Annotated in this window: 24 protein-coding genes and 2 tRNA genes; 10 read left to right on the top strand and 16 right to left on the bottom strand. The window is 63.0% G+C overall.

The features are described from left to right. Positions 1-38: 38 nt before the first annotated feature. Together ABID37_RS13975 and ABID37_RS13970 are read left to right on the top strand one after the other, a co-directional pair. On the top strand, positions 39-428 hold the full coding sequence (locus ABID37_RS13975) for an Mth938-like domain-containing protein (RefSeq protein ID WP_354195735.1): 390 nt from the start codon (positions 39-41) through the stop codon (positions 426-428). 4 nt (positions 429-432) lie between these two features. Next, the gene (locus tag ABID37_RS13970; RefSeq protein WP_354195733.1) at positions 433-1,278 is read left to right on the top strand and encodes a phytoene/squalene synthase family protein; all 846 of its coding nucleotides are present in this window, start codon (positions 433-435) and stop codon (positions 1,276-1,278) included. An 11-nt stretch (positions 1,279-1,289) separates the two neighbouring features. On the opposite strand, the gene trmFO is transcribed toward ABID37_RS13970, so the two are convergent. From trmFO to ABID37_RS13955, 3 genes are all read right to left on the bottom strand, one after another. After that, entirely contained in the window at positions 1,290-2,699 is a 1,410-nt protein-coding gene (trmFO, locus tag ABID37_RS13965; protein WP_354195731.1) for a methylenetetrahydrofolate--tRNA-(uracil(54)-C(5))-methyltransferase (FADH(2)-oxidizing) TrmFO, read from the bottom strand. A 343-nt stretch (positions 2,700-3,042) separates the two neighbouring features. Beyond that, a complete protein-coding gene (locus ABID37_RS13960) occupies positions 3,043-3,183 on the bottom strand; it encodes a DUF1127 domain-containing protein (protein ID WP_354195729.1) in 141 nt (46 codons plus the stop codon). A 48-nt stretch (positions 3,184-3,231) separates the two neighbouring features. Then, a complete protein-coding gene (locus tag ABID37_RS13955) occupies positions 3,232-3,372 on the bottom strand; it encodes a DUF1127 domain-containing protein (RefSeq protein ID WP_354195727.1) in 141 nt (46 codons plus the stop codon). A gap of 237 nt (positions 3,373-3,609) precedes the next feature. On the opposite strand from ABID37_RS13955, the gene ABID37_RS13950 reads away from it, so the two are divergent. Further along, positions 3,610-4,725, top strand: a complete 1,116-nt coding sequence (locus tag ABID37_RS13950; protein WP_354195725.1) for a DUF2157 domain-containing protein — start codon at positions 3,610-3,612, stop codon at positions 4,723-4,725. Beyond that, positions 4,722-5,306 carry a GDYXXLXY domain-containing protein gene (locus ABID37_RS13945; RefSeq protein WP_354195723.1) on the top strand — a complete coding sequence of 195 codons (585 nt, stop codon included), beginning with the start codon at positions 4,722-4,724 and terminating at the stop codon, positions 5,304-5,306. Before ABID37_RS13950 ends, ABID37_RS13945 begins: the two co-directional genes overlap by 4 nt. A 37-nt stretch (positions 5,307-5,343) precedes the next feature. Here the strand turns inward: ABID37_RS13945 and ABID37_RS13940 are convergent, their stop codons facing one another. Continuing rightward, the gene (locus ABID37_RS13940; RefSeq protein WP_354195721.1) at positions 5,344-5,502 is read right to left on the bottom strand and encodes a hypothetical protein; all 159 of its coding nucleotides are present in this window, start codon (positions 5,500-5,502) and stop codon (positions 5,344-5,346) included. A gap of 111 nt (positions 5,503-5,613) precedes the next feature. After that, positions 5,614-5,698, bottom strand: a tRNA-Leu gene (locus ABID37_RS13935). A gap of 362 nt (positions 5,699-6,060) precedes the next feature. Here ABID37_RS13935 and tig point away from each other — a divergent pair. Then, on the top strand, positions 6,061-7,533 hold the full coding sequence (gene tig / locus ABID37_RS13930; RefSeq protein ID WP_354196019.1) for a trigger factor: 1,473 nt from the start codon (positions 6,061-6,063) through the stop codon (positions 7,531-7,533). Positions 7,534-7,604: 71 nt separating this feature from the next. Here the strand turns inward: tig and ABID37_RS13925 are convergent, their stop codons facing one another. The 4 genes from ABID37_RS13925 to ABID37_RS13910 all read right to left on the bottom strand — a co-directional run bounded on the left by ABID37_RS13925 (position 7,605) and on the right by ABID37_RS13910 (position 10,464). Further along, positions 7,605-8,099 carry an NUDIX hydrolase gene (locus ABID37_RS13925; protein WP_354195719.1) on the bottom strand — a complete coding sequence of 165 codons (495 nt, stop codon included), beginning with the start codon at positions 8,097-8,099 and terminating at the stop codon, positions 7,605-7,607. Between the two features lie 111 nt (positions 8,100-8,210). After that, positions 8,211-8,708: a xanthine phosphoribosyltransferase gene (gene gpt, locus ABID37_RS13920; RefSeq protein WP_354195717.1), complete on the bottom strand. Its 498-nt coding sequence runs from the start codon at positions 8,706-8,708 to the stop codon at positions 8,211-8,213. A 112-nt stretch (positions 8,709-8,820) separates the two neighbouring features. Continuing rightward, positions 8,821-9,654, bottom strand: a complete 834-nt coding sequence (locus ABID37_RS13915; protein WP_354195715.1) for a universal stress protein — start codon at positions 9,652-9,654, stop codon at positions 8,821-8,823. Between the two features lie 69 nt (positions 9,655-9,723). Continuing rightward, a complete protein-coding gene (locus ABID37_RS13910) occupies positions 9,724-10,464 on the bottom strand; it encodes a competence/damage-inducible protein A (RefSeq protein WP_354195714.1) in 741 nt (246 codons plus the stop codon). Positions 10,465-10,645: 181 nt separating this feature from the next. On the opposite strand from ABID37_RS13910, the gene wrbA reads away from it, so the two are divergent. Further along, entirely contained in the window at positions 10,646-11,245 is a 600-nt protein-coding gene (gene wrbA, locus ABID37_RS13905; RefSeq protein ID WP_354195713.1) for an NAD(P)H:quinone oxidoreductase type IV, read from the top strand. Between the two features lie 90 nt (positions 11,246-11,335). Here wrbA and ABID37_RS13900 read toward each other — a convergent pair whose 3' ends face one another. Both ABID37_RS13900 and ABID37_RS13895 read right to left on the bottom strand, forming a co-directional pair. Further along, positions 11,336-11,575 carry a DUF2188 domain-containing protein gene (locus ABID37_RS13900; RefSeq protein WP_354195711.1) on the bottom strand — a complete coding sequence of 80 codons (240 nt, stop codon included), beginning with the start codon at positions 11,573-11,575 and terminating at the stop codon, positions 11,336-11,338. 76 nt (positions 11,576-11,651) lie between these two features. Further along, positions 11,652-12,752 carry an NADH:flavin oxidoreductase/NADH oxidase gene (locus tag ABID37_RS13895; RefSeq protein WP_354195709.1) on the bottom strand — a complete coding sequence of 367 codons (1,101 nt, stop codon included), beginning with the start codon at positions 12,750-12,752 and terminating at the stop codon, positions 11,652-11,654. A 271-nt stretch (positions 12,753-13,023) separates the two neighbouring features. Between ABID37_RS13895 and ABID37_RS13890 the strand changes: the two genes are divergently transcribed. Both ABID37_RS13890 and ABID37_RS13885 read left to right on the top strand, forming a co-directional pair. Then, the gene (locus ABID37_RS13890; protein ID WP_354195707.1) at positions 13,024-14,016 is read left to right on the top strand and encodes an acyltransferase family protein; all 993 of its coding nucleotides are present in this window, start codon (positions 13,024-13,026) and stop codon (positions 14,014-14,016) included. Between the two features lie 92 nt (positions 14,017-14,108). Continuing rightward, positions 14,109-14,194 (top strand) — tRNA-Leu (locus ABID37_RS13885). Between the two features lie 16 nt (positions 14,195-14,210). Here the strand turns inward: ABID37_RS13885 and ABID37_RS13880 are convergent. The 5 genes from ABID37_RS13880 to ABID37_RS13860 all read right to left on the bottom strand — a co-directional run bounded on the left by ABID37_RS13880 (position 14,211) and on the right by ABID37_RS13860 (position 19,901). Next, positions 14,211-15,719, bottom strand: a complete 1,509-nt coding sequence (locus ABID37_RS13880) for a tripartite tricarboxylate transporter permease (protein WP_354195705.1) — start codon at positions 15,717-15,719, stop codon at positions 14,211-14,213. A 10-nt stretch (positions 15,720-15,729) separates the two neighbouring features. Continuing rightward, positions 15,730-16,191, bottom strand: coding sequence for a tripartite tricarboxylate transporter TctB family protein (locus ABID37_RS13875; protein ID WP_354195703.1), 462 nt, complete (start codon positions 16,189-16,191; stop codon positions 15,730-15,732). Positions 16,192-16,267: 76 nt separating this feature from the next. Next, positions 16,268-17,290 (bottom strand): tripartite tricarboxylate transporter substrate-binding protein, encoded by a 1,023-nt coding sequence (locus ABID37_RS13870; RefSeq protein ID WP_435521566.1) that lies wholly within the window; start codon positions 17,288-17,290, stop codon positions 16,268-16,270. 204 nt (positions 17,291-17,494) lie between these two features. Then, positions 17,495-18,607, bottom strand: coding sequence for an alpha/beta hydrolase (locus tag ABID37_RS13865; protein ID WP_354195701.1), 1,113 nt, complete (start codon positions 18,605-18,607; stop codon positions 17,495-17,497). A gap of 166 nt (positions 18,608-18,773) precedes the next feature. After that, positions 18,774-19,901: an alpha/beta hydrolase gene (locus tag ABID37_RS13860; protein ID WP_354195699.1), complete on the bottom strand. Its 1,128-nt coding sequence runs from the start codon at positions 19,899-19,901 to the stop codon at positions 18,774-18,776. A gap of 161 nt (positions 19,902-20,062) precedes the next feature. On the opposite strand from ABID37_RS13860, the gene ilvA reads away from it, so the two are divergent. Then, positions 20,063-21,319 (top strand): threonine ammonia-lyase IlvA, encoded by a 1,257-nt coding sequence (ilvA, locus tag ABID37_RS13855; RefSeq protein ID WP_354195697.1) that lies wholly within the window; start codon positions 20,063-20,065, stop codon positions 21,317-21,319. Beyond that, on the top strand, positions 21,316-21,873 hold the full coding sequence (locus ABID37_RS13850; protein WP_354195695.1) for a DUF1697 domain-containing protein: 558 nt from the start codon (positions 21,316-21,318) through the stop codon (positions 21,871-21,873). Before ilvA ends, ABID37_RS13850 begins: the two co-directional genes overlap by 4 nt. Positions 21,874-21,878: the final 5 nt, after the last annotated feature.

Genomic DNA, 21,878 nt, shown 5'->3' with positions numbered 1-21,878 from the left:
GAATGGCTGCGGAAGGCAAGGGCCGGCGGTGATTGCAGATGGGGCAGGGCATCGTCATACGCGAAGCGCATTTCCCCGGTCGTGCGCCCATTGAGGCATATGGCAACGGCGGATTCCGCTTTGCCGATATGTCGCACAAAGGGTCGATCCTGTGCCTTCCCTCCGGCATCTATGGCTGGGAGCCGCAGGATCCGGCCAGGCTGACCGCCGATGATTTCAGCCGCCTCCTCGCGGAGGCGGCCGATGTCGAGATTTTCCTGGTCGGCACCGGCCCGGATCTGCGCCCCATCCCGCGGGACTTGCGCGCGACGTTGAAGGAAGCGGGCATCACCTCCGACCCGATGTCGACCGGTGCGGCCGTGCGCACCTACAACGTGCTGCTTGCCGACGACCGCGCCGTTGCGGCCGCACTCATCGCCGTCGACTGATTCCATGGAAAACGCTTCGTCACTGGTCACGCAGGCCGTGCGCGAGGCCGATCACGACCGCTATCTGACCACTCTCTACGCTCCGCCTGGGAAACGCGCGCCGCTGATGGCGCTTTATGCCTTCAACGCCGAGATTGCCGGGGTGCGCGACCGTATCAGGGAGGCCCTACCGGGCGAGGTTCGGCTGCAATGGTGGCGCGATATGCTGGCCGCCCCTTATCCAGGCGAAGAAACCGGGCAACCGGTTGCCGACGCTCTTCGCGCGACAATCAAGGACTACAGCCTGCCGCTGCCTGCCTTCGAAAACTATCTCGAAGCCCGGATTTTCGACCTTTACGACGATCCGATGCCCTCGCGCACCGATCTCGAAGGCTATTGCGGCGAAACGGCGTGCACCCTCATACAGTTGGCGTCCGTGGTGCTCGACCCGGACAAGGCGTCCGGCTTTTCCGAACTGGCGGGGCACGCCGGCTGCGCGCAGGCCATGACCGGTCTGCTTCTGCTTTTGCCGCTGCATCGGGCGCGGGGCCAGTGCTACATCCCGGCAGATCTCCTCCGGGCGGTCGGTACTTCACCGCAGGATTTCATCAAGGGCGAGAACGCCGAAACGGCGAAGCGCGCCGTGGCGGCCATGGTCGCGCTGGCGAGGGAGCATCTGTCGGCTTTCGAGAAGAATGCAGCATCGCTTCCCGAGACATTGCGCCCGGCCTATCTGCCGCTGGCCATGACATCCGCCTGGGTGCGGCGCATGGAGGGCAGGGAGAGCGCCGTTCTCGACGGCGGCATCTCACTTTCGCATCTGCGCCGTCATTGGCTTTTGTGGCGCCATGCCATGCGGGGCTGGCGGTAGCCGCCGGAAGGTTATTCGGCGGCCTTTGTAACTTCGCCCGTGGCCAGCCATGCGCCGCAATCCTGCAAGGCGCGCGCGGTCATGGCTCGCTTCTTGGCCAAGGTCTTTTCCTTGCCGCGCAGGCGCTTGCCTTCGACTTTCGGCACCTCGACGGGCGGGAACAGGCCGAAATTGACATTCATGGGCTGGAACGAGCGCTTGCCGGGCTCGTCGTCCGAGACGATGTGGCCGCCGGTGATGTGGTTGAGCAGCGCACCGAAGGCGGTGGTGACCGGCGGAGCTGAAAGCGGACGGCCCTGCCGCGCGGCAGCGGCGAAGCGTCCGGCCAGCAGGCCGATGGCGGCGCTTTCGACATAGCCTTCGCAGCCGGTGATCTGGCCGGCAAAACGCAGGCCCGGCCGTGCCTTCAGTTGAAGCGTACCGTCCAGCAGTTCCGGCGAATTGATATAGGTGTTGCGGTGCAGCCCGCCCAGCCGGGCGAACTCGGCATTCTCCAGCCCCGGGATGGTGCGGAAGATGGCGACCTGCTCGCCATGCTTCAGCTTGGTCTGGAAGCCGACCATGTTGTAGAGCGTGCCGAGCGCGTTGTCCTGCCGCAATTGCACGACGGCATAGGGCTTCACGGTCGGGTTATGGGCATTGGTGAGGCCCATGGGCTTCATGGGGCCGTGGCGCAGGGTTTCCGGGCCACGCTCCGCCATCACCTCGATCGGCAGGCAGCCGTCGAAATAGGGGGTGCCTTCCCACTGCTTGAACTCGGTCTTGGCGCCGGCGAGAAGCGCCTCGATAAAGGCATCGTACTGGGCTTTGTCCATCGGGCAGTTGATGTAGTCCTTGCCGGTTCCGCCGGGGCCGACCTTGTCGTAGCGCGACTGGAACCAGGCGACATTCATGTCGATGCTGTCGAAATGGATGATCGGAGCGATCGCATCGAAGAACGCCAGCGCGTCGGCGCCCGTTTTCGCGGCAATGGCCGCAGCAAGGTCCGGGGCCGTCAGTGGGCCGGTCGCGATGATCGCCTGGTCCCATTCCTCGGGCGGCAGCGACGACACCTCTTCCCGCACGATGGTCATGAGCGGATGTGATTCCAGCTTCGCCGTCACAGCTTGGGAGAAGCCGTCGCGGTCGACCGCCAGCGCGCCGCCGGCCGGGACCTGATGGGTATCTCCCGATTCCATGATGAGCGAGCCGGCGAGACGCATCTCGGCATGCAGGAGCCCGACCGCATTGGTCTCGGCATCGTCCGAGCGAAACGAGTTGGAGCAGACGAGTTCGGCCAGGCCCTCGGTCTTGTGGGCGTCGGTGCCGCGCACGGGCCGCATTTCGTGGAGGATGACGGGGACGCCGGCCTGCGCCGCCTGCCAGGCGGCCTCCGATCCGGCAAGGCCGCCGCCGATGATGTGAACGGGCTTGATGCTCATGCCGCGCACTTAATCCTTTGGCTGGTGGAATGCAATGTGCGGCACGCTTGGCCGTGGGGTCCCGAAACGACAACACCCGCCGGGGGAGGAGGTCCGGCGGGTGTCGTTTGGGTGGTCGATCCTAGGGAGGAGGAGAAGATCGACCGATCGTCGTTGCCGGGGAGGAGGTCGGCTTCGACGAAACTCTTTGCTCCAGGGGGAGCTAAATCTCGGGTTTTAACAGCGCCCGCCGGGGGAGGAGGTCCGGCGGGCGCCGTTTGGGTGGTCAGCCTTTATTGGGAGGAGGAGGGGCTGACCTTATCCATCGGGGCGGGGAGGAGGTCGCCTCGATGAAATCTCGTTCCTAGAACACCCGGCGCACGACCTGTTCGATCTCGTGGCGCGATATTCCAAGATCATCGAGCTGGCGGTTAGACAGACGATCCAGCTCATGTACCGTGTTGCGGTAAGCACGCCAATTGCGATAGCTGCGGATCAGGTTCATCGTCTTTTACCAGCGAAACTGTTCGGGGTGATGGCCACCCCGAAGGGGTTAGACCGACTTGCGGGCTACGAAGTGAATGTCGCCGCGGCTGATGCCGAGGTCGTTCAGTTCACGGTTGCTCAGGCGGCTCAGCTCGGAAACGGTTTCCCGATAGCGGCGCCAGTTGCGGTAATTGCGGATCAGGTTCATGGTCTTGCTCGTCTTATTGTTCTTGCGGTTTCTGTCGTCTTCGTACGCAGCTTAGATACGACCGACCGGCGGGCTTTGAAAGAGCGGATGATGCATGGCAGCAATGCGTTTTGTGCAATGCAATATCCTGACGGTTTCACACCCGTGACATAAAAAGGCCAAATTCGAAAAAGGACGTTTGAACAACGGCTTGGAAATGATGCTTTCTAAATCGACTAATTTAATGGAAAAGGCATGATGGCCCGCTACGTTGTGCGGCTTCGGCAAGACGTCGAGCGCTGGACCAAAGCCGGGCTGATTGACCGTTTGACGGCAGCGAAACTGGTCGCCGATGCAGAGCGGCGGGACCGCAATTCCTTCGGGTCCGGCACCGTGCTGGCCATGATGGCGACGCTGCTGCTCGGTGCGGCGATCCTCATCTTCGTCGCCGCCAATTGGGAAGCGTTTCCCCGGCTCTTGCGGGTCGCTGTGTTGTTTGCGCTGATAATCGGCGGTTACGTCGGTGGCGCGGTTCTGAAAAGCAGGGATCACGACGCATTCGGCGAGGCGGCCTGGATCGTCGCGGCGGCGGCCTTCGGTGCATCCATGGCCTTGATCGGGCAGATGTATCACATGTCCGGCGACGAGTCGGCCGCCATGCTGACCTGGTGTGCCGCCACCGCTGTCGCGGCCCTTGTCCTGCGCTCCGGCCCGCTCACCGTGGCGGCGGTCGGCATTGCCGATGCATGGCTCGCCGGTTCGCTCCTGGGCGGCCTGCGCACGCTCTCCAACCTGGAGACGCCCCTTCTGTTCCTGCCGATTGCGGCGGCCCTGTTCGCCATTTCCTATTGGACGCGCAGCCAGGCCGCGCGCCATCTGATCCTGCTGTCGCTCGTCGCCTATGTCACATGGCTGGCGGCGGATGGCGATGCCTTCGAGGTCGGCTTCCTGATGGCCTGCGTTTCGGCGGGCATTTTTGCGGTTGCGCATATCGCGCCGCGCGAAACCGACAACATCGTGCGCATCAACGGCCGCTTGCCGCTGCATGCCCTGATCGCCTTCTTGGTGGCCATGGCGCTGATCCAGGTCGAACTGGAAGGGGGACCCGGCTTTATAATAGCGGCCGCCGTAACCCTGGCCGGAATTGTCGCAGCCCTTCTTCTGCAAGGACCGCAGAGCCGCGGGCTGCGCGGGCTTGCCTATCTGGCCTTCGCCATCGAGCTGTGCCTGATCTATGGCATCACCATGGGCACGATGCTGGGGACTGCCGGCTTCTTCCTGTTCGCCGCCGTGCTGCTGGGCATTCTTGCCGCGCTCATCATTCGGCTTGAAGGCCGGATGGGCCGGTCGCAGGCCGAAAGGAGCGGGGCATGAACAATGGCAAGAAGCTTGTCCTGTCCGCGCTGTTGCTGGCGCTCGTCCAGGTGGGGTTCCTCGGCTGGATGATTGTCGGCCGGGCCGCCGTCCTGCGCGACGGCCGCGAGGTGTTGCTGAAGGTCGAGCCTGTCGACCCAAGGGATCTGCTGCGCGGAGACTATGTCATCCTGAACTACGACATCTCGCGCCTGCCGCTCTCCATGATCGCCGACATCGGCGAGGTCCGGCACGATCTGGTCCCGACGCACAGCGTCACCGTGCGCCTGCGCAGGGAAGAGGATGGCTATTGGCGTGCCGGCGGCGCCTGGCTCAAGACACCGCCCAATCCGGCAGGAGCCGATGAAGTGGATATTGTCGGCCAGGTTCCGTCTCTGAACCTCGCGCATGTGGATGGAGAGGTCCGTGTTACCTATGGCATCGAGCGCTTCTATGTGCCCGAGGGCGAGGGCCGCGCCATCGAGCGCGACATGCGCGTGCGGCCCTTCGGCGTCCGGGCCGCTGTCTCGTCATCCGGTACGGCGCAGGTCAAGGCGCTGATGGATGGCGAAAACATGCTGTTCGAGGAGCCGCTCTACTGAGTTGGCCGTCTGGCGGCCGCGCGGCGGCGACGGGGCGTTATTCGTCCTCGCCGGCCTCGAGCGCCTTGCGGAACTCGTTGCGGTGATGGTCGGAGGCGAAATGCCGGCTCCAGGGATCATAAAGTTCCACGTCGGGACGGAATGGCTTGTCGGCGTTGCGCGGTGAAACGCCTTCACCCTTGTCGGATCGTGTCATCTTGATGCTCTGCTCTATCAGACCTGGGACAACGCCCTGTCGGCCTCCTGAAGACGATGCCTGCCGAATGGTCCGCGGGTGACGGCACGTTTCGCAGGCATCTTTGGATGCTGGTGCGCATGGAGGGACTCGAACCCCCACGCCTTTCGGCACCGGAACCTAAATCCGGGGCGTCTACCAGTTCCGCCACATGCGCGCGGCCTCGCCAATCCCATGAAGGCCGGTCGCTGTCAATGTGTTCAGTGACGGGAACGAGACCGCCCGGTGGCCGTTTTACATGCGCCCGCAACGGCGCGAAGATGGTTGAAAATTGGCCTCGCCTGTGACAAAAGGCGGATCGAATGTGACGGGATGCGACGATCCGCTTCTGCAAAATGTGAAAAGAAGTAGGAACAACAAAGACTTATTCACATTTTGGAGCGTTACCCGGATGATTGGGTCAAGCCTTGACCGGTTCATCCGGCTTCGCCCCGAAGCCAACCCCGGAAGAATGCACCGGCAGGCTGTGAACGGCAGGGGCCGTTTTGCAGTCTTATGGGTCAAGATAAAGGTTTGATGATGCAGGTCACCGAAACGCTCAACTCCGGCCTCAAGCGCGAGATTAAGGTCGTCGTGCCGGCTACCGACATGGAAGCCAGGCTCATGACGCGCCTGACCGATGCCCGGGGCAAGGTCCGCATCAACGGCTTCCGCCCGGGCAAGGTGCCAGTGCAGCATCTGCGCAAGGTCTACGGCAAGTCCTTCATGGCCGAAGTGGTCAATGAGATCCTCAACGACGCGCGCTCCATCATCACCGAGCGCGGCGAGAAGGCCGCCATGCAGCCCGAGGTCATCATGACCGAGGATGAGAAGGAAGCCGAGAAGATCCTTGAAGGCGGCGCCGATTTCGAATTCAGCCTCAACTACGAGGTCATCCCGCCGATCGAGATCAAGGACTTCGCCGACATCAAGGTGAACCGTCCGGTCTATGACGTGCCGGAGGCGGAGATCGACGAGCAGGTGCAGCGCGTGGCCGAATCCACCCGCAGCTACGAGCCGAAGGATGGCAAGGCCGCCGAAGGCGACCGCCTGACCATCGACTATGTCGGCAAGATCGACGGCGAAGCCTTCGCCGGCGGCACCGGCTCCGACCAGCCGCTGGTTCTGGGTTCCAAGGAATTCATTCCGGGCTTCGAGGACCAGCTCGTCGGCACCAAGGCCGGCGATGAAAAGCAGGTCGTCGTCACCTTCCCGGAGAACTACCAGGCTGCCAATCTGGCCGGCAAGGAAGCCACCTTCGACGTCACCGTCAAGGAAGTTGCCAAGCCGGGCGAACTGAAGATCGATGATGAGACCGCCAAGGCGCTGGGCCTCGAATCGCTTGATCGCCTGCGCGAGATCGTGCGCAGCCAGATCGAGAGCCAGTTCGGTTCGATCACCCGCCAGAAGGTGAAGCGCCAGCTTCTGGACCAGCTCGACGCCGCCTACGCATTCGAGGCGCCGTCCAAGCTGGTGGAAGCTGAATTCACCAACATCTGGAATCAGGTCAACCGCGACCTGGAGGCGGCCGGTCGCACCTTCGCGGATGAAGAGACCACCGAGGAAGAGGCCCGCGCCGAGTATCAGCGCCTGGCCGAGCGCCGCGTGCGCCTTGGCCTGGTTCTGGCCGAGATCGGCGAGAAGGCCGGCGTCACGGTTTCGGACGAGGAACTGCAGCGCGGCCTGTTCGAGCAGGTCCGTCGCTTCCCCGGCAACCAGCAGCAGGAAGTGTTCGAGTTCTACCGCAGCAACCCCGAGGCGCTGAACACGCTGCGCGCCCCGATCTTCGAGGAGAAGGTGGTGGACCACCTGCTCGGCGAGATTTCCGTGACCGACCAGAAGGTGAGCAAGGAAGAACTTCTGGCCGAGGACGAGGACGGCGAAGCTGAAGCCAAGCCGGCCAAGAAGAAGGCCGCGCCGAAGAAGGCTGCCGCCAAGGCCGAGGAAGGCGAGGCCGAAGCTCCGAAGAAAAAGGCTGCGCCGAAGAAGAAGGCTGAGAAGGACGCCGAGTAACGGCTCCCTTTCCCGGAAAACAGGAAGGCCGCCTTTCGGGCGGCCTTTTTTGTATCTGGGAATGGTGGAATTCAGACCGCTGCGTAGAGATGCCGGTTGGCGCAGAAGTGGCCGATGATCTCGGCGAGATCCGGTTCCGCGACCTGGCTCTGCGCCTTTTCACCGGTCATCCAGCAACGGGTGCGCTGGCGCTTTTCCTTCCAGCGTTCCGTCATGTTCTCGACCAGCAGGGGAAAGACCAGCACCTCGCACGGCACGTCGTGACCGCCGGACATTGTCTTGGCATAGAAATAGCGGCCGGCCTCGACGGGAGATATGCGGCCGGAAATGCCGGCTTCCTCATCGGCTTCGCGCGCCGCTGCATCGCACAGCGGCTCGCGCGCTTCCGGCCATCCCTTCGGCAGCACCCAGCGGCCGGTGTCGCGGCTGGTGATGAGCATGACCTCGACCACGCCGCCCACCTCGTGCCAGGGCAGGGCAGCCACTTGCAAACGGCATGGCACCGTGCCGAACAGCTTGCGCACCCTTTCGGCGAGATGTGCGTGAGATTGTGGCCCCGTCAGCATCGAAGCAGCGCCCGGATGGAATCATTTTGCCAGCTTGGTAAGCCTACGCCATTCATGGTGTAGGAAAAGTAAATCCGCTCACATTGGCCTTCCGGGCGCAGGCTGGGGTTTTCAGCCCACCTGATCGTCGGCGATCGGCTTCTGGTAGGTGAAACCCATGTCCCAGGGGAAATAGATCCAGGTATCCTGACTGACCTCGGTCACGAAGGTATCGACCAGCGGGCGGCCCTTCGGCTTGGCATACATCGTGGCGAAATGGGCCTTTGGCAGCATGGCGCGCACGATTCCGGCGGTCTTTCCGGTATCGGTCAGGTCGTCGACGATCAGGATCGACTCGCCGTCATTCTCGAGGAGAACCGGGCTGATCTCCTTCAGCACCTGCAACTGCCCCTGCGAGCTGTAGTCGTGATAGGAGGCGACGCAGACCGTCTCGATGACACGGATGCCCAATTCGCGTGAAATGACCGCCGCCGGCACCAGTCCGCCGCGAGTGATGCACACGATGGCCTTCCATTGCTGGCCGGCACCGGACAGCCGCCACGCCAGGGCGCGGGCATCGCGGTGGAACTGATCCCAGGATACCGGGAAAGCTTTGTCGGGAAGGGACATTTCGGGCACACTCCGCAGGCGCGCTGGAGCGCGCAGATGATATGGAATGCGGGCGGAATTAGCCGGAAATCCACATGCTTGGCAAGGGCCGGCTGCAACCGACCCCTGCTATTCAGCGCGACAGGAAGACGGTGACCGGTGCGGAACGCAGAATGGAGCGTGTGACTCCGCCAAAAAGCAGTTCCCGCAGCCATGAATGACTGTAGGCACCGAGCACCAGAAGGTCGGCGCCGCTGGCGGCCAGCCTATCCTGGATAAGGGTTTCCACCGACTGCCCTTGGGAATTGCGAACCGACACGCCCACCGATACGCCATGCCGCCCCAGGGAAGCCGCGATGCGGGAGCCTGCGGCATCCGGGGTGTCGTCGGAGCTTTCCGGCGGATCGATGATCAGTATGTCCGTCTGATCCGCCTCGATCAGGAGGGGCAGGGCGTCGAACGTCGCCCGCGCCGCTTCACGGCTGCCGTTCCATGCCAGCAGGACACGCCGGAAGGAGGAAAGGATCGGCCCGGAATGCGGCACCATCAGAACCGGCCGTCCGGCATCGTAGACGAGGCTTTCGACATCGGTTCCGTCGTCGCTTTCCACGTCGCGCTGGGCAGCGACGATCAGGTCCGCGGCGCGGACATTGGGCAGGCCCGCAAGCGTTCCGTCGCCGGAGAAGCTTTCAAGCGTTCGCCATTCGAAGGAAAGCCCTGCATCCTCGACGCGTTCGTGGAAGGTGCCGCGCAGCTTCAGCGTGGCTTCCTTGTTCAGTTCGGTAGAAACCTGGATGAAGTCGGTGTCAGGAAAGCCCGCCGCCGCCGTGTAGGGCACAGGCAGAACCTCGGCATGGATGCCGACGAGGTGAGCTTCGAGACGGGAAGCCAGCGGAATGGCGCAATCGAGTACGCGCTGAAATTCCTGCTCGCCCTGCAATATGGCTGCAATGGTCTTGAACGACATGGCCGGCCCCTTTTCGATAGAAAAATGGCCAAGCTAAACGCGCCGGAACGCTTCCGGTTCCGTGTCGCCTCAACTTGCTTCGCCAAGGTCCCTCACCATGGCCTCGACATCCTTGCGGGCTGCCTCCAGCGCATCCTCGGAGCGGGCGCGCACCACCAGCTCGGTCCAGAACTTGCCTTCGCCGAATTTCGGGTACGAACCAATGATGGTGAGCGGGTGCGCCTTCTGGATTTCCGACAGCGGGCCGCCGATGACGCCTTCGCCCAGGGGGCAGGGGACCGTAGCGGTCAGCATCTTCACGCCGGTCTTCAGCGTGGGGACGACCTTGTCCAGCATGGCCTGGAAGACGGACGGCACGCCGGCCATGACGTGGACGTTACCGATGCGGAAACCGGGGGCGACCGAGACGGGGTTTTCGATATGGGCGGCCCCGCGCGGCATCCTCGCCATGCGCTTGCGCGCCTCGGTGAACTCCATGCCGCGTTTCGCATAATGCGCTTCCAGCATGGCGTAGGCAGCGGTATCGTATTCACAGGGAACGTCGAAGGCCTTTGCTACCGAATCGGCGGTGATGTCGTCATGCGTCGGCCCGATGCCGCCGGATGTGAACACATAGGTATAGCGCTGGCGCACGGCATTGAGGGCCGCGACGATGTCGTCCTCGTCGTCCGGGACGATGCGAACCTCCTTCAGGTCGATCCCCACGGCAGTCATGATATCGGCAAGATGCCCGATGTTCTTGTCCTTGGTGCGCCCGGACAGGATTTCGTCACCAATGACGAGCATGGCGGCGGTGACAATCTCGGTCATGAACGACTCCTCGAACATTTTATCGCCTTCCCATAACCCGTTGGCGCGAACTGCGCAAAGATGCAGGATTTGTGAACGGTGTGTCGGCGCCGGGGTACTTTTCCATGAACATGCACCGCCCTAGATTGCCCCGGTATTCGAAGCGGACGTGGCGTCCGCGGCCGCAACCGTGGAGATGGAAATGGCGAAGGTGCTTGTCCTTTATTATTCGAGCTGGGGTCACATGGAGCAGATGGCGAAGGCCGCGGCCGAAGGCGCGCGCGAGGCCGGCGCCGACGTGACCGTCAAGCGGGTTCCCGAACTGGTGCCGCTGGAAGTAGCCAAGGCCGCCCACTACAAGCTCGATCAGGAAGCACCGATCGCGGAGCCGCTCGAACTGGCGGATTATGACGCCATCATATTCGGCGCCTCCACCCGCTTCGGCGCCATGGCTTCCCAGTTGAAGAACTTCCTCGACCAGACCGGCCCGCTGTGGGCCAAAGGCGCGCTGGTGAACAAGGTTGCTTCGGTGATGGCGTCCACCGCAACCCAGCATGGCGGCGCGGAGGTGGCCCTGATCAGCACGCAGGCCTCGCTCCAGCATCACGGCATGATCATCGTGCCGCTGTCCTATGCCTATCAGGGCCAGATGGGCAACGATGTGGTGCGCGGCGGCGCGCCCTACGGCATGACCACGACCACGGAAGGCGACGGTTCGCGCCAGCCTTCGGCGCAGGAGCTGGAAGGCGCGCGCTTCCAGGGCAAGCGGGTGGCCGAGATCGCGGCCAAGCTGCACGGCTAAGGCTCAAACGGCTTTGCCATGCAAGGGGGCGGCCACTGGCCGCCCTTTTTGCTTGGAATTGAGCCATCGAACAGAAATTGAACGGGACGGCTACTCCGAAACCTCCGTCTCCGGCCGGTCGCGGCCGTCGGAGAGTTCCTCGTGCCAGTTGCCGGAACTGTCCTCGTACTGGATGCCATCCGAGGTTCCGGAAATCTGTTGTTCCTGCGCTGCCTGTTCGGCAGCCCGAACCGCGGCCTCGCGGCTTGGAAAAGTCTCCGAATAGGTCGAGCCGACCTGATAGGCCCAGCCCCCGTCATGCTCGACGATTTTATAGACGACCTTCGCCATCCTCGTTCTCCGCTCATCACCTGTTGTAGAGGTGATTGCAGAACGCGGCGACCCGTCATTGGTTGCCTGACGTTTGTCAGGCCTGCTCCACCCAATGCCGCATGGTGGTGACCGAGCGCAGCAATTGCGGGGCTGCCTGGATCTCTTCGCCAAGAGCGGCTGCCGCACGCCAGCCCCAGCGCGGATCGGCAAGGAAGGCACGGCCGAGGGCGACCATATCCGCCCTGCCTTCGGCAACCACTGCTTCCGCCTGTCTCGGCTCGGTGATCAGGCCCACAGCGCGGACGGGAATGTCGGCGCCCTTGCGTACTGCTTCGGCCAGATCGACCTGGTAGCCGGGCCCGGAGGGAAGTTTCTGTAGCGGGGAATTGCCGCCGCTGGAGCAGCAGATATAGGAAATGCCTTCGCCCTTGAGCACCTTTGCGACTTCGATCGCATCATAGACGTCGAAGCCGCCTTGCACCCATTCCTTCACGGAAAGGCGGATGCCCAGCATGAGGGAAGGGGCGGCCTTGCGCACCGCGCGCGCAACCTCCACGGCAAAGCGTATCCGGTTTTCAAGCGAGCCGCCCCAACGGTCCGCCCGCCTGTTGGAGAGGGGCGACAGGAACTGGAAGATCAGGTAGCCATGCGCGCCGTGCAATTCGATGAAGTCGAATCCGGCATGTTCCGCCCTTCGGGCGGCCTGCGCGAAGTGATCGACCTCCTGCCAGATCTCGTCCTCGCTCAGGGCGTGTGGCGTCTGCCAGCCTTCGTCATAGGGGATCGCCGAGGCAGAGACGATCGGCCACGGGTCCTCGCCGGGCTGCAAGGGGCCGCCACCTTCCCAAGGCCGCCGGCAGGAGGCCTTTCGGCCGGCATGGGCGAGCTGGGTGCCGAATCTGGTGCCGGGCGCCGCCACGCGCCTTGCCGCATCGAGGGCACGCTTGGCCGCTGCCTCGTTGGCTTCGCTATAGAGCCCGAGGCAGCCATGGCTGATGCGGCCGCGACGCTCGACATTGGTCATCTCCACGGTGACCATACCGGCGCCGGACATGGCGAGGTTCATCCAGTGCTGGAGATGCCAATCGCTGGCCGAACCGTCATCGGCGGAATACTGGCACATGGGCGCCACGGCTATGCGATTTGGGAAGGCGAGATTTCCGAGCGTGATCGGCTGGAAAAGAGCTGCAGTCATGAATGGCTCCGTACAAGTCCTGGCTATTTAGGTTGAATGCCGCTTCGTTGCCACCCGCTGGGTTATCCGGAAGCTCCGAAATCGATTGGGGCAGGTGACCCTCCAGCGCGGTTGCCTATCTCCATCCGATGGCGCCATTCGCCAAAAGGAGACGCTGGCCGCCTGCCTCGGTTGGGCTACAGTTTCAGGTCGGAAGGTTCCCGGATCCAGCCAAAGGCCGGTTATGACGTTGGCGTCAACAAGCACAGGGCAGCGGTCGCAAGCGCTCGATATGGCCAAGGGTATCGCCATTATCCTGGTGGTCTATGGCCACTGCCTGCGCGGATTGTTGAGCGCGAACATCGTGCCGCCGGACTCCGGGTTGGTTCTTACGGACTATGTTATCTACACATTCCATATGCCGGTCTTCTTCTTCATATCCGGCCTCTTCTTCGCTGGTTCCAGAGACAAGCCGGCCGGAAGTTTCTGGCTGGGCCGTCTCAGGATGATCGTCTATCCATACTTCCTTTGGTCACTGGTGCAGGGCACCATTCAGGTCGCCCTGTCCGGTTCGAGCGCCGTCAACGCGACCGTCGGTGCCGACCGGTTGCTGGAAATCCTGTGGGTGCCTATCTCGCCCTTCTGGTTCCTCTACGCTCTGTTCTTTTGCAATGTCCTGGCTTACGTGCTTGCCATGTTGCGCACCGACATGCTGGCGGCGGGCGCATTCATCGCCTTTGTGGCCTTGCATTTCGCAGGCGCCGGCGTCGTTGGAGATATCGCCTACGGCTTCTTTTACTTCACGCTCGGCATGCTGGCTCGCGAACGCATCTGGCTGACTTTGCTGCCGGTTTCCCGGATGGCGACAGGTGCGCTTTGTGCCTTGTTCCTGCTGGCGGCAGTTGGCGCTTATTACGCCGGCATTCCGGAACGCCTGCCGGTTCTGGCTGCAATTCTTGGAATCGCCGCAATGCTGGCACTGTGCGCAAGGCTCGAACAGTCGAAGTCCTTTGAGGGGTTATGCGGTCTTCTGGCCCTGCTCGGTCAGTTTTCGATGTCGATCTATGTCCTGCATATTCTCGTGCTTGGCTTCGTCCGGACCGTGTTGTTACGGTTCATGGGAATAGATGACCCGGCCATTCTGATCCCGACCGCGACTGTGGCGGCGATAGCCATCCCGGTGCTCATCCAGATGGCGGCCATTCGGCTCCATCTCAACGACCTGCTTGGCCTGCCGAGTTCGGTGAAAATCAAGTCTATCAGGCGACAGGCGGTAAATTCCTGAAAGCAGACCAGATGGCCGGCAGCCCTGGGAATGCGACGATGGCTGCAAACATCTGTTGACGAATCCGCCCAAACCTCTGACAAACAGCCCGCGCGGACGTGGCGGAACTGGTAGACGCAAGGGACTTAAAATCCCTCAGCCTTCGGCTATGCGGGTTCGATCCCCGCCGTCCGCACCAGCCTGGGGCAGTCCCGTCAATCCTCTTCGACAAAGACCTCGTCGCGCTTTTTCTTGATGCTGGGCAGGAAGACCACGACCAGCACCAGCGCCGAAATGCCGAGCAGGGTGGCGCTGATCGGGCGGGTGAGGAAGGTTGTCGGATCGCCGCGCGAAAGGATCATGGCCCTGCGCAGATTCTCCTCCAGCAGCGGCCCCAGCACGAAACCGAGCAGCAGCGGCGCCGGCTCGCAGCGCAGCTTGAGCAGCACATAGCCGAGCAGACCGAAGAAAGCGACGGCATAGAGGTCATAGACGTTGGAGTTCACGCTGTAGACGCCGATCGAGCAGAACGCCATGATGATCGGGAACAGCACGTAGTAGGGGATCGTCAGCAGCTTCACCCACAACCCGATCAGCGGCAGGTTGAGCACGATCAGCATCAGGTTGCCGATCCACATCGAGGCGATGATGCCCCAGAACAGCGCCGGCTGTTCTGTCGCGACATTGGGGCCGGGCACGATGCCCTGAATGATCATGGCGCCGATCATCAGCGCCATCACCGGATTGGCCGGAATGCCGAGGGTGAGCATGGGGATGAAGGAGGTCTGCGCGCCGGCATTGTTGGCTGATTCCGGGCCCGCGACGCCTTCGATGGCGCCATGGCCGAATTCCTCCGGGGTCTTGGAGACGCGTTTCTCGACCGTATAGGAGGCGAAGGAGGCAAGGATGGCGCCGCCGCCTGGCAGGATGCCGAGCGCCGACCCCAGGACAGTGCCGCGCAGGATGGGGGCGACCATGCGCCGGACGTCGTCACGGGTGGGCAGCAGGCCCGTCACGCGGGCCATCAGCACGTCGCGCGATTTTTCGTTCTCCAGGTTGCGCAGGATTTCGGCGATACCGAACACGCCGACCGCCACCGCGACGAAATTCAGCCCGTCCGCATATTCGCGGATGCCCAGGGTAAAGCGCGGCGTGCCGGTGTAGATGTCGGTTCCCACCAGGCCGAGCAGCAGGCCCAGCACCACCATGGCGATGGCCTTGATGACCGAGCCATGGGCAAGCGCGATGGAAGAGACGAGGCCGAGCACCATCAGCGAGAAATACTCCGCCGCGCCGAATTTCAGGGCGATGACGGTGAGCGGCGGGGCAAACAGGGCGACGAGAAAGGTCGATACGGTGCCGGCGAAGAAGGAGCCGATCGCCGCGACGGCGAGGGCGGCCCCGGCGCGGCCCTTGCGCGCCATCTGATAGCCGTCGATGGCGGTCACGGCGGAGGACGATTCACCCGGCATGTTGATGAGGATCGCCGTGGTCGAGCCGCCATATTGCGCGCCGTAATAGATGCCGGAGAGCATGATCAGGGCAGAGACCGGATCGCCGATCTGGAAGGTGATGGGCAGCAGCATGGCGATGGTGGCCGTCGCGCCGATGCCGGGGAGCACGCCGATGAGCGTGCCGAGCAGCACCCCGATCAGGCAGAACAGGAGGTTCCACAGCGTGGATGCGGTGGCAAAGCCGAGGGCAAGATTGCTGAACAGATCCATGAGCTTGCCTTTAGAAGCGGAGCCAAGGCCCGAAGCGCACGAAAGGCAGCCCGAGCGCATAGCTGAAGACGATCAGTGCAAACAGCGTAAGCCCGGCCGACAGGATCAGGGCCGTCAGCGGCTTCATCTTCTGGCTGGCAAAGGACGCGATCAGGCAGGTGAGGAAGATCGACGGAACGAAGCCCAGCCCGCGCACCGTGAGGCCGAAGAAGATCGGCGCGGGAAGGATGAGCACCAGCCCGCGCCACGCGATGTGGCCGATCGGCTCGCTCTCGACCCGTATGGCATCGATCAGCACGACGACGCCGAGGAGGATGAGGATACCGGCCAGAACAAGGGGAAAGTAGCCGGGGCCCATCCGCAGCGCTGTGCCGAGTTCGAGATCAAGCGATTCGAAGGCGAAGAAGACACCGAGCCCGATGAAAAATACGGCGCACAGGCCGTTCGTCCTGTCGACAGACAAGGATTTCATGGAAATTCTCTACGGTGGTTGACGGGAAAGATCGTGGCAGGGCGGGAGGCCTTGCAGCCGCCCGCCCATGCTCGCCTCAGTCCGCGTATTGGCCGGCGGCTTCGATCACCGGCTTCCAGCGCGTGATTTCGCTTTCGACTTTTTCCTTCAATGCCGGAGGGGTCGCATCTTCCTGAGGCGAAGGCGCGGTGCCCAGTTCGGCGAAGCGGGCGACCACATTTTCATCCTTCAGGGCGAGTTGCAGGGATTTCGACAGCCGATCGACGATCTCGGCCGGTGTTCCCTTCGGCGCATAGAGGCCGTGCCAGATGGAGACTTCCATGCCGTCGACGCCAGCTTCCTTGGTCGTGGGCAGGTCCGGCAGCACCTCCAGCCGCTCGGGCGTGGTGACGGCATAGGCCTTGATGGTGCCGGCCTGGATCTGCTTGGTGGTGTTGGTGGTCTGGTCGCACATGATGTCGACCTGGCTGCCGAGCAGGTCGGTCATCGCCGGGCCGGTGCCCTTGTAGGGAACGGTGACCAGCGGCGTGTCGATGGCGCTCATGAACAGCATGCCGCACAGATGCGAAGCCGCGCCGATGCCGGCATTGGCCACGGTGACCGAATCCTTGTTGGCCTTGGCGTATTCCACCAGCGCCTTGAAGTCGGTCGGCTCGAGATCCTTTCGGGCCACGATGGTCATCGGCACTTCGGTGACGAGCCCGACATATTCGAAGGCGTTGAGCGTATCGTAGGGCAGCTTGCGATAAAGCGTTGCGCTGGTCGCCATGCCGATATGATGGAGAAGCAGCGTGTAGCCGTCCGGTTCGGCCTGCGCCACGCGCGCCGCGCCCAGCGTACCGCCGGCGCCACCGACATTCTCGACCAGAACCTGTTGCCCGAGATCCTTCGACATGGCTTCCGCGACGAGGCGCGTGACGGTATCCGTCGGCCCCCCGGCGGAGAACGGCACGATGACGGTGATGGGACGTTCCGGATAATCGGCCGCGTAGCTGTATGCGGCGGTCATAGAAAGCATTGCACCCATCGCCAGGGCGCCAACCAGTTTCTTCACGTTTTCCTCCCGGGTATCGTTTGCGTCTTGTATCTGCGATCCCATTGTCGTCTCGCGCAGACCCCAGTGCAGGAAACACGACATCCGGGCACCAGCGCAACACAACTATCGGACTATATACCGAGAAATAGAAACGTAAAATAGAAAGTCAAATCAAGAGATTAGGGCGGGCTCTCCGACATGACGCAGGGGCAGGCGGGGCGCTGGCGTCGACCTTTTCCCGCCTTGCGGGTGTCCCGCGATCCTTTTCTAGCCCCCGGCGGCGATCGACAGAACCTTGAACGGCGTGGTGATGACGATGTCGGCGACCGAGCCGACCGCTTGTCCGATGTCCTTGCCGATCGTGCTCATCGGGCTGCCGAAATCGCCATCTTCGGCCGCCGCCAGGCCCGCATGGGTCCTCAGGCTGTCGCCCAGCAATTGCACGAGGACCGGATTGTCGGCGAACTTGGCATGGTTGAGCCTGTCGCCGGAGCTGGCCTGCGTCAGATCGGCCACGATGACCCCGTAGCTGGCCAGATCGGCCGCATCGGAATAGTCGCCGACGCGCGGCTTGTCGCCCGAAATGAACGTGGAGAGCTGGAGGGCGCGGTCGTCGTCCGAGAGCAGCACGACGAAAGGCTTGTCGGGCTTGCCGTAACGCAGCATCTGCTTCTTGAACACATCGACGTCGATGTCCGGCGAAGCAAGCACGACATTGCCGAGCTTGCCGCCAAGGTCGCGGTCGCCGGCTATGGCGAGCTGGCGCAGGGTTTCCATCGTTACCCACGTGCCCATCGAATGGGCGATGATGTCGATGCTTTTGGCCTTGCTCCTGGCCAGCATGCGCAGCGTCGCCTCGAGATCGTCGCGCGCGGCGTTGGCGCTTTCCTTGTCGTAGAGATAACCCGTCGTCCTTGCGTTGGAAGCCCAGGAAAACAGGATGGGCGTCCCGTCATATTTCGTATCGTTCACGATCTGGGTGATGCGGTAGACGCCGTCATCGAAACCGTTGTTGAAGCCATGCACGAAGACCAGCACGCGCCGGTCCTTATGCCGGGCCACGTTGGCATCGATGGCTCGCGCGAACTGCGACGGTTCCTTGTAGAAGCTCACGCTTCGTGCTGTGAAATGCTTGGCCGGGTCGGCCTGAGCGCGACCCTTGGCGCGCTCGATCCTGCCGGTTTCATGGATACGGGGAACGGTCATGTCGACGCTGGCATAGGCCACGTTGGGGGAGCGGTCGCCACCGAACACGATGCGCGGCTGGTCGATCGACTGGCGTCTTGTGGTGGCCACGAAGATTTCGTGCTCGGCCGAAATATCGGAAGGATTGGCCGGAAAGGACGAGATATTGAGCAGCTCATGGCGGCTGGATGCCATGCATCCAGCCAGCAGTGCAGCAAAAGCGACAACGAACAAGGCTTTCAAGCGCACAGCACCGCTGCTCCCAATATGGCGCCCTATACTTGCGGCGCCGCCTGGACCTGCATCCGCAATATAGGCAGAAACCTGCCTGGTCCAGCCCTGCCTTGGATCTGTTCAGGCTTTAGAATGCGCTGGCGGCGGCCTGCTGTGTGACAAGCCGGATGCGGTCGGTGATTTCCCGGTCGCTGGCGAACCCGTCATCCTCGCGCAGGCGCTGGCCCAGCATGCGCACCAGAACCGGGTTGTCGGCGAACTTGGTGTGGTTGAAGGAATCCGCGCCCTTCGCCTTGGACAGGTCGACGACCGTCACGCCATAATCGGCCAGTTCCTTGTCGGCACCGGCATAGTCGCCGACGCGCGGGCGCGAACCGGCCAGCATGCCGGACAGCCGCAGCGCCCTGTCGTCCTGCGACAGAAGCAGGATGAACGGCTTTTCCGGTTTGCCGTAGCGGCGCATCTGGCTCTTGAACACGTCGACATCGATGTCGGGCGAGGCCAGCACCACGTCACCCAGCTTGCCGCGCAGGTTGCGGTCGCCGGTGATGGCGAGCTGGCGCAGCGCCTCCATCGTCACCCAGGTGCCCATCGAGTGGGCAACGATATCGATGCGGCGCGCACCGGTTTGCGACAGAAGGCGCAGTGTCACCTCGAGCTGGTCGCGCGCCACGCTGGCGCTCTCCTTGTCGTAGACATAGCTGGTGGTCGAGCCGCCCGAAGCCCAGGAGAACAGGACAGGCGTGCCCGGGTAGCCGGAATCGTGGGCGATCTGGGCCGCACGGTACACGCCGGCATCGAAGCCGGTGTTGTAGCCATGCACGAAAACCATGACGCGGCCGCCGCGCGCGGCAATATCGGCATTCAGCGCCTGGGAGAACTGCGGCCCCGTCTCATACCCGGCGGCATCGGAGGCCATGAAATATTTTGACGGATCGTCGGATCTGCCGCGCTTGCGGCGTTCGATCTGGCCGACCTTGTGCTCGCGTGGCACGGTGACGTTGACGCGGGCGAAATTGAGCGTGGCCGAGCGTTCCCCCTCGAACACCTTGGAACGGTCGGTGGAGCGCTTGCGCGTCGTGGCGATGAAGATCGAGTGGTTCCCGGCAATATCGGTCACTGCGGCGGGCACGAGGGCGCTGCCGAGGATTTCTTCCGATCTGTTGGTGGTGCAGCCGGCGACCACCAGGGAAAGCGCGATTGCAAGCAGGGTCTTCAAGGGCACTTCGATGTCCGTCGGTTTCGCCGTGGGCATGGCATGATGCCAGAGCCCCGCTTCCTCCACCCGCAGAACACGGCGGAAGTAAGTCAAAGCGTCGCTTAGATGAGGCTGGTCCGTTTGCGACAGGTTCGGTGTTGCGCAAATGCCAAAATCGCGGCAGGAACGGATGCTCATTCACGCCACAGGACCGCGCCATGACAAGCTTCGCCGACAGGGTTGGAACTGCTGCCCAGGCGATACGGGAGATTTTTCCCGAAACGCCTTTGCAGGAAAACGACTACCTGTCGCAGAAATATGGGGCGCGCATCCTGCTGAAGCGCGAGGACCTGACGCCGGTGCGCTCCTACAAGATCCGCGGCGCGCTGAATTTCTTCCGCAAAACGCTTGCCGCAGGCAACAAGGCCAGCCTGTTCGTTTGCGCTTCCGCCGGCAACCATGCGCAGGGCTTCGCCTTCGTGTGCCGCCATTTCGGCCGCAAGGGCGTGGTGTTCATGCCGGTGACGACGCCGCAGCAGAAGATCGACAAGACCCGCATGTTCGGCGGGGAGTTCGTCGAGATCAGGCTGATCGGCGACTTCTTCGACGATTGCTATCACGCGGCGCTGGAGTTCACCGAAACCGCCGGCGCTCACATGGTGCCGCCCTTCGACAGCCGCGACATCATCGAGGGACAGGCGACCATCGCGCAGGAGATCATCGAGCAGATCGGCACGGGAAGGGCGCCGGACATCGTCATGCTGCCTGTCGGCGGCGGCGGGTTGGCGGCAGGCGTGACCCAATATTTCGAGGCTGCCGGGCAGGCGCCGCGCTTCCTGTTCTGCGAGCCGTCGGGGGCTCCGAGCCTTGCCCGCAGCCTTGCCGAAGGCAGGCGCGTGAAACTGCCCCGCGTCGACAACTTCGTCGACGGGGCGGCGGTGGCGGAAATCGGCCGCGAGAATTTCCGGCTGCTAAAGGATTTTCCCGCCGAGACGGCGCGCCTCGTACCGGAAAACCGGCTGTGCGCGACCATGATCGAGATGCTGAACGTCGAGGGGGTGGTCCTGGAGCCGGCCGGCGCGCTCACCATCGACGCGCTGAAGGATTTCAGCCGCAAGGAAATCCGCGGCAAGACCATCGTGGCCGTGGTGTCCGGCGGCAATTTCGATTTCGAGCGCCTGCCCGATGTCAAGGAGCGGGCATTGCGCTTCGAAGGGCTGAAGAAATATTTCATCATCCGCCTGCCGCAGCGGCCGGGCGCCCTGCGCGACTTCCTGCAGATGCTCGGGCCCGACGACGACATTGCCCGTTTCGAATATCTGAAGAAGTCGGCGCGCAATTTCGGTTCGGTGCTGATCGGCATCGAAACCCGCGACAGCCGCAACTTCACCACGCTCCAGGCGAAGTTCGAGGCTGAGGGCGTGCAGTATCAGGACATTACCGAGAACGAGACGCTGGCGAGCTTCATCATATGAGCGGCAAGGCCGCGGGCGATGTCTACATCGTGCTGTTTCGCGGCGTCGGCGGCGCGACCCAGTTGCCGGTGGCAAAGTTGCGTGCGGCGCTCACGAAGGCCGGGTTTGGCCATGTCTCCACCTACATCAACAGCGGCAATGCCATTCTCGTCTCCGACACGGGCCGACAGGAAACACACAGGCTGATTGGCGATATCGCCCGCCGCGATTTCGGCTTCGACAAGGAGATCATGCTGGCCAGCCGCGACGAGTGGCAGCGGATCATCGACGCCAATCCGTTTCCGGAAGCCGCCGACAGCCCAACGAGGTTGCATGTCTTCGTATTGAAGGACGAACCGAAACAGAAGGATGTGGAGGCGCTACAGGCACGCGCGGCCGGTGAACGGCTCCATGTCAGCGGCAATATTCTCTATCTGCATGTGCCAGACGGTTTCAGCGCCTCCAAGCTGCCGCCGGTGATCGACCGCCTGCTGGGGACGGTGTCGACCGCGCGCAACTGGCGCACCGTCCTTGCGCTGGGGAAACTAGCTTCCGAAATCGGCTTGGCGGACTGACTGCC

This window comes from Aquamicrobium terrae (assembly GCF_040545735.1).
GTDB lineage: Bacteria > Pseudomonadota > Alphaproteobacteria > Rhizobiales > Rhizobiaceae > Mesorhizobium > Mesorhizobium terrae_A.
The sequence above is the reverse complement of the archived record's forward strand: the minus strand, read 5'-3'. Positions and strand labels throughout refer to the sequence as shown.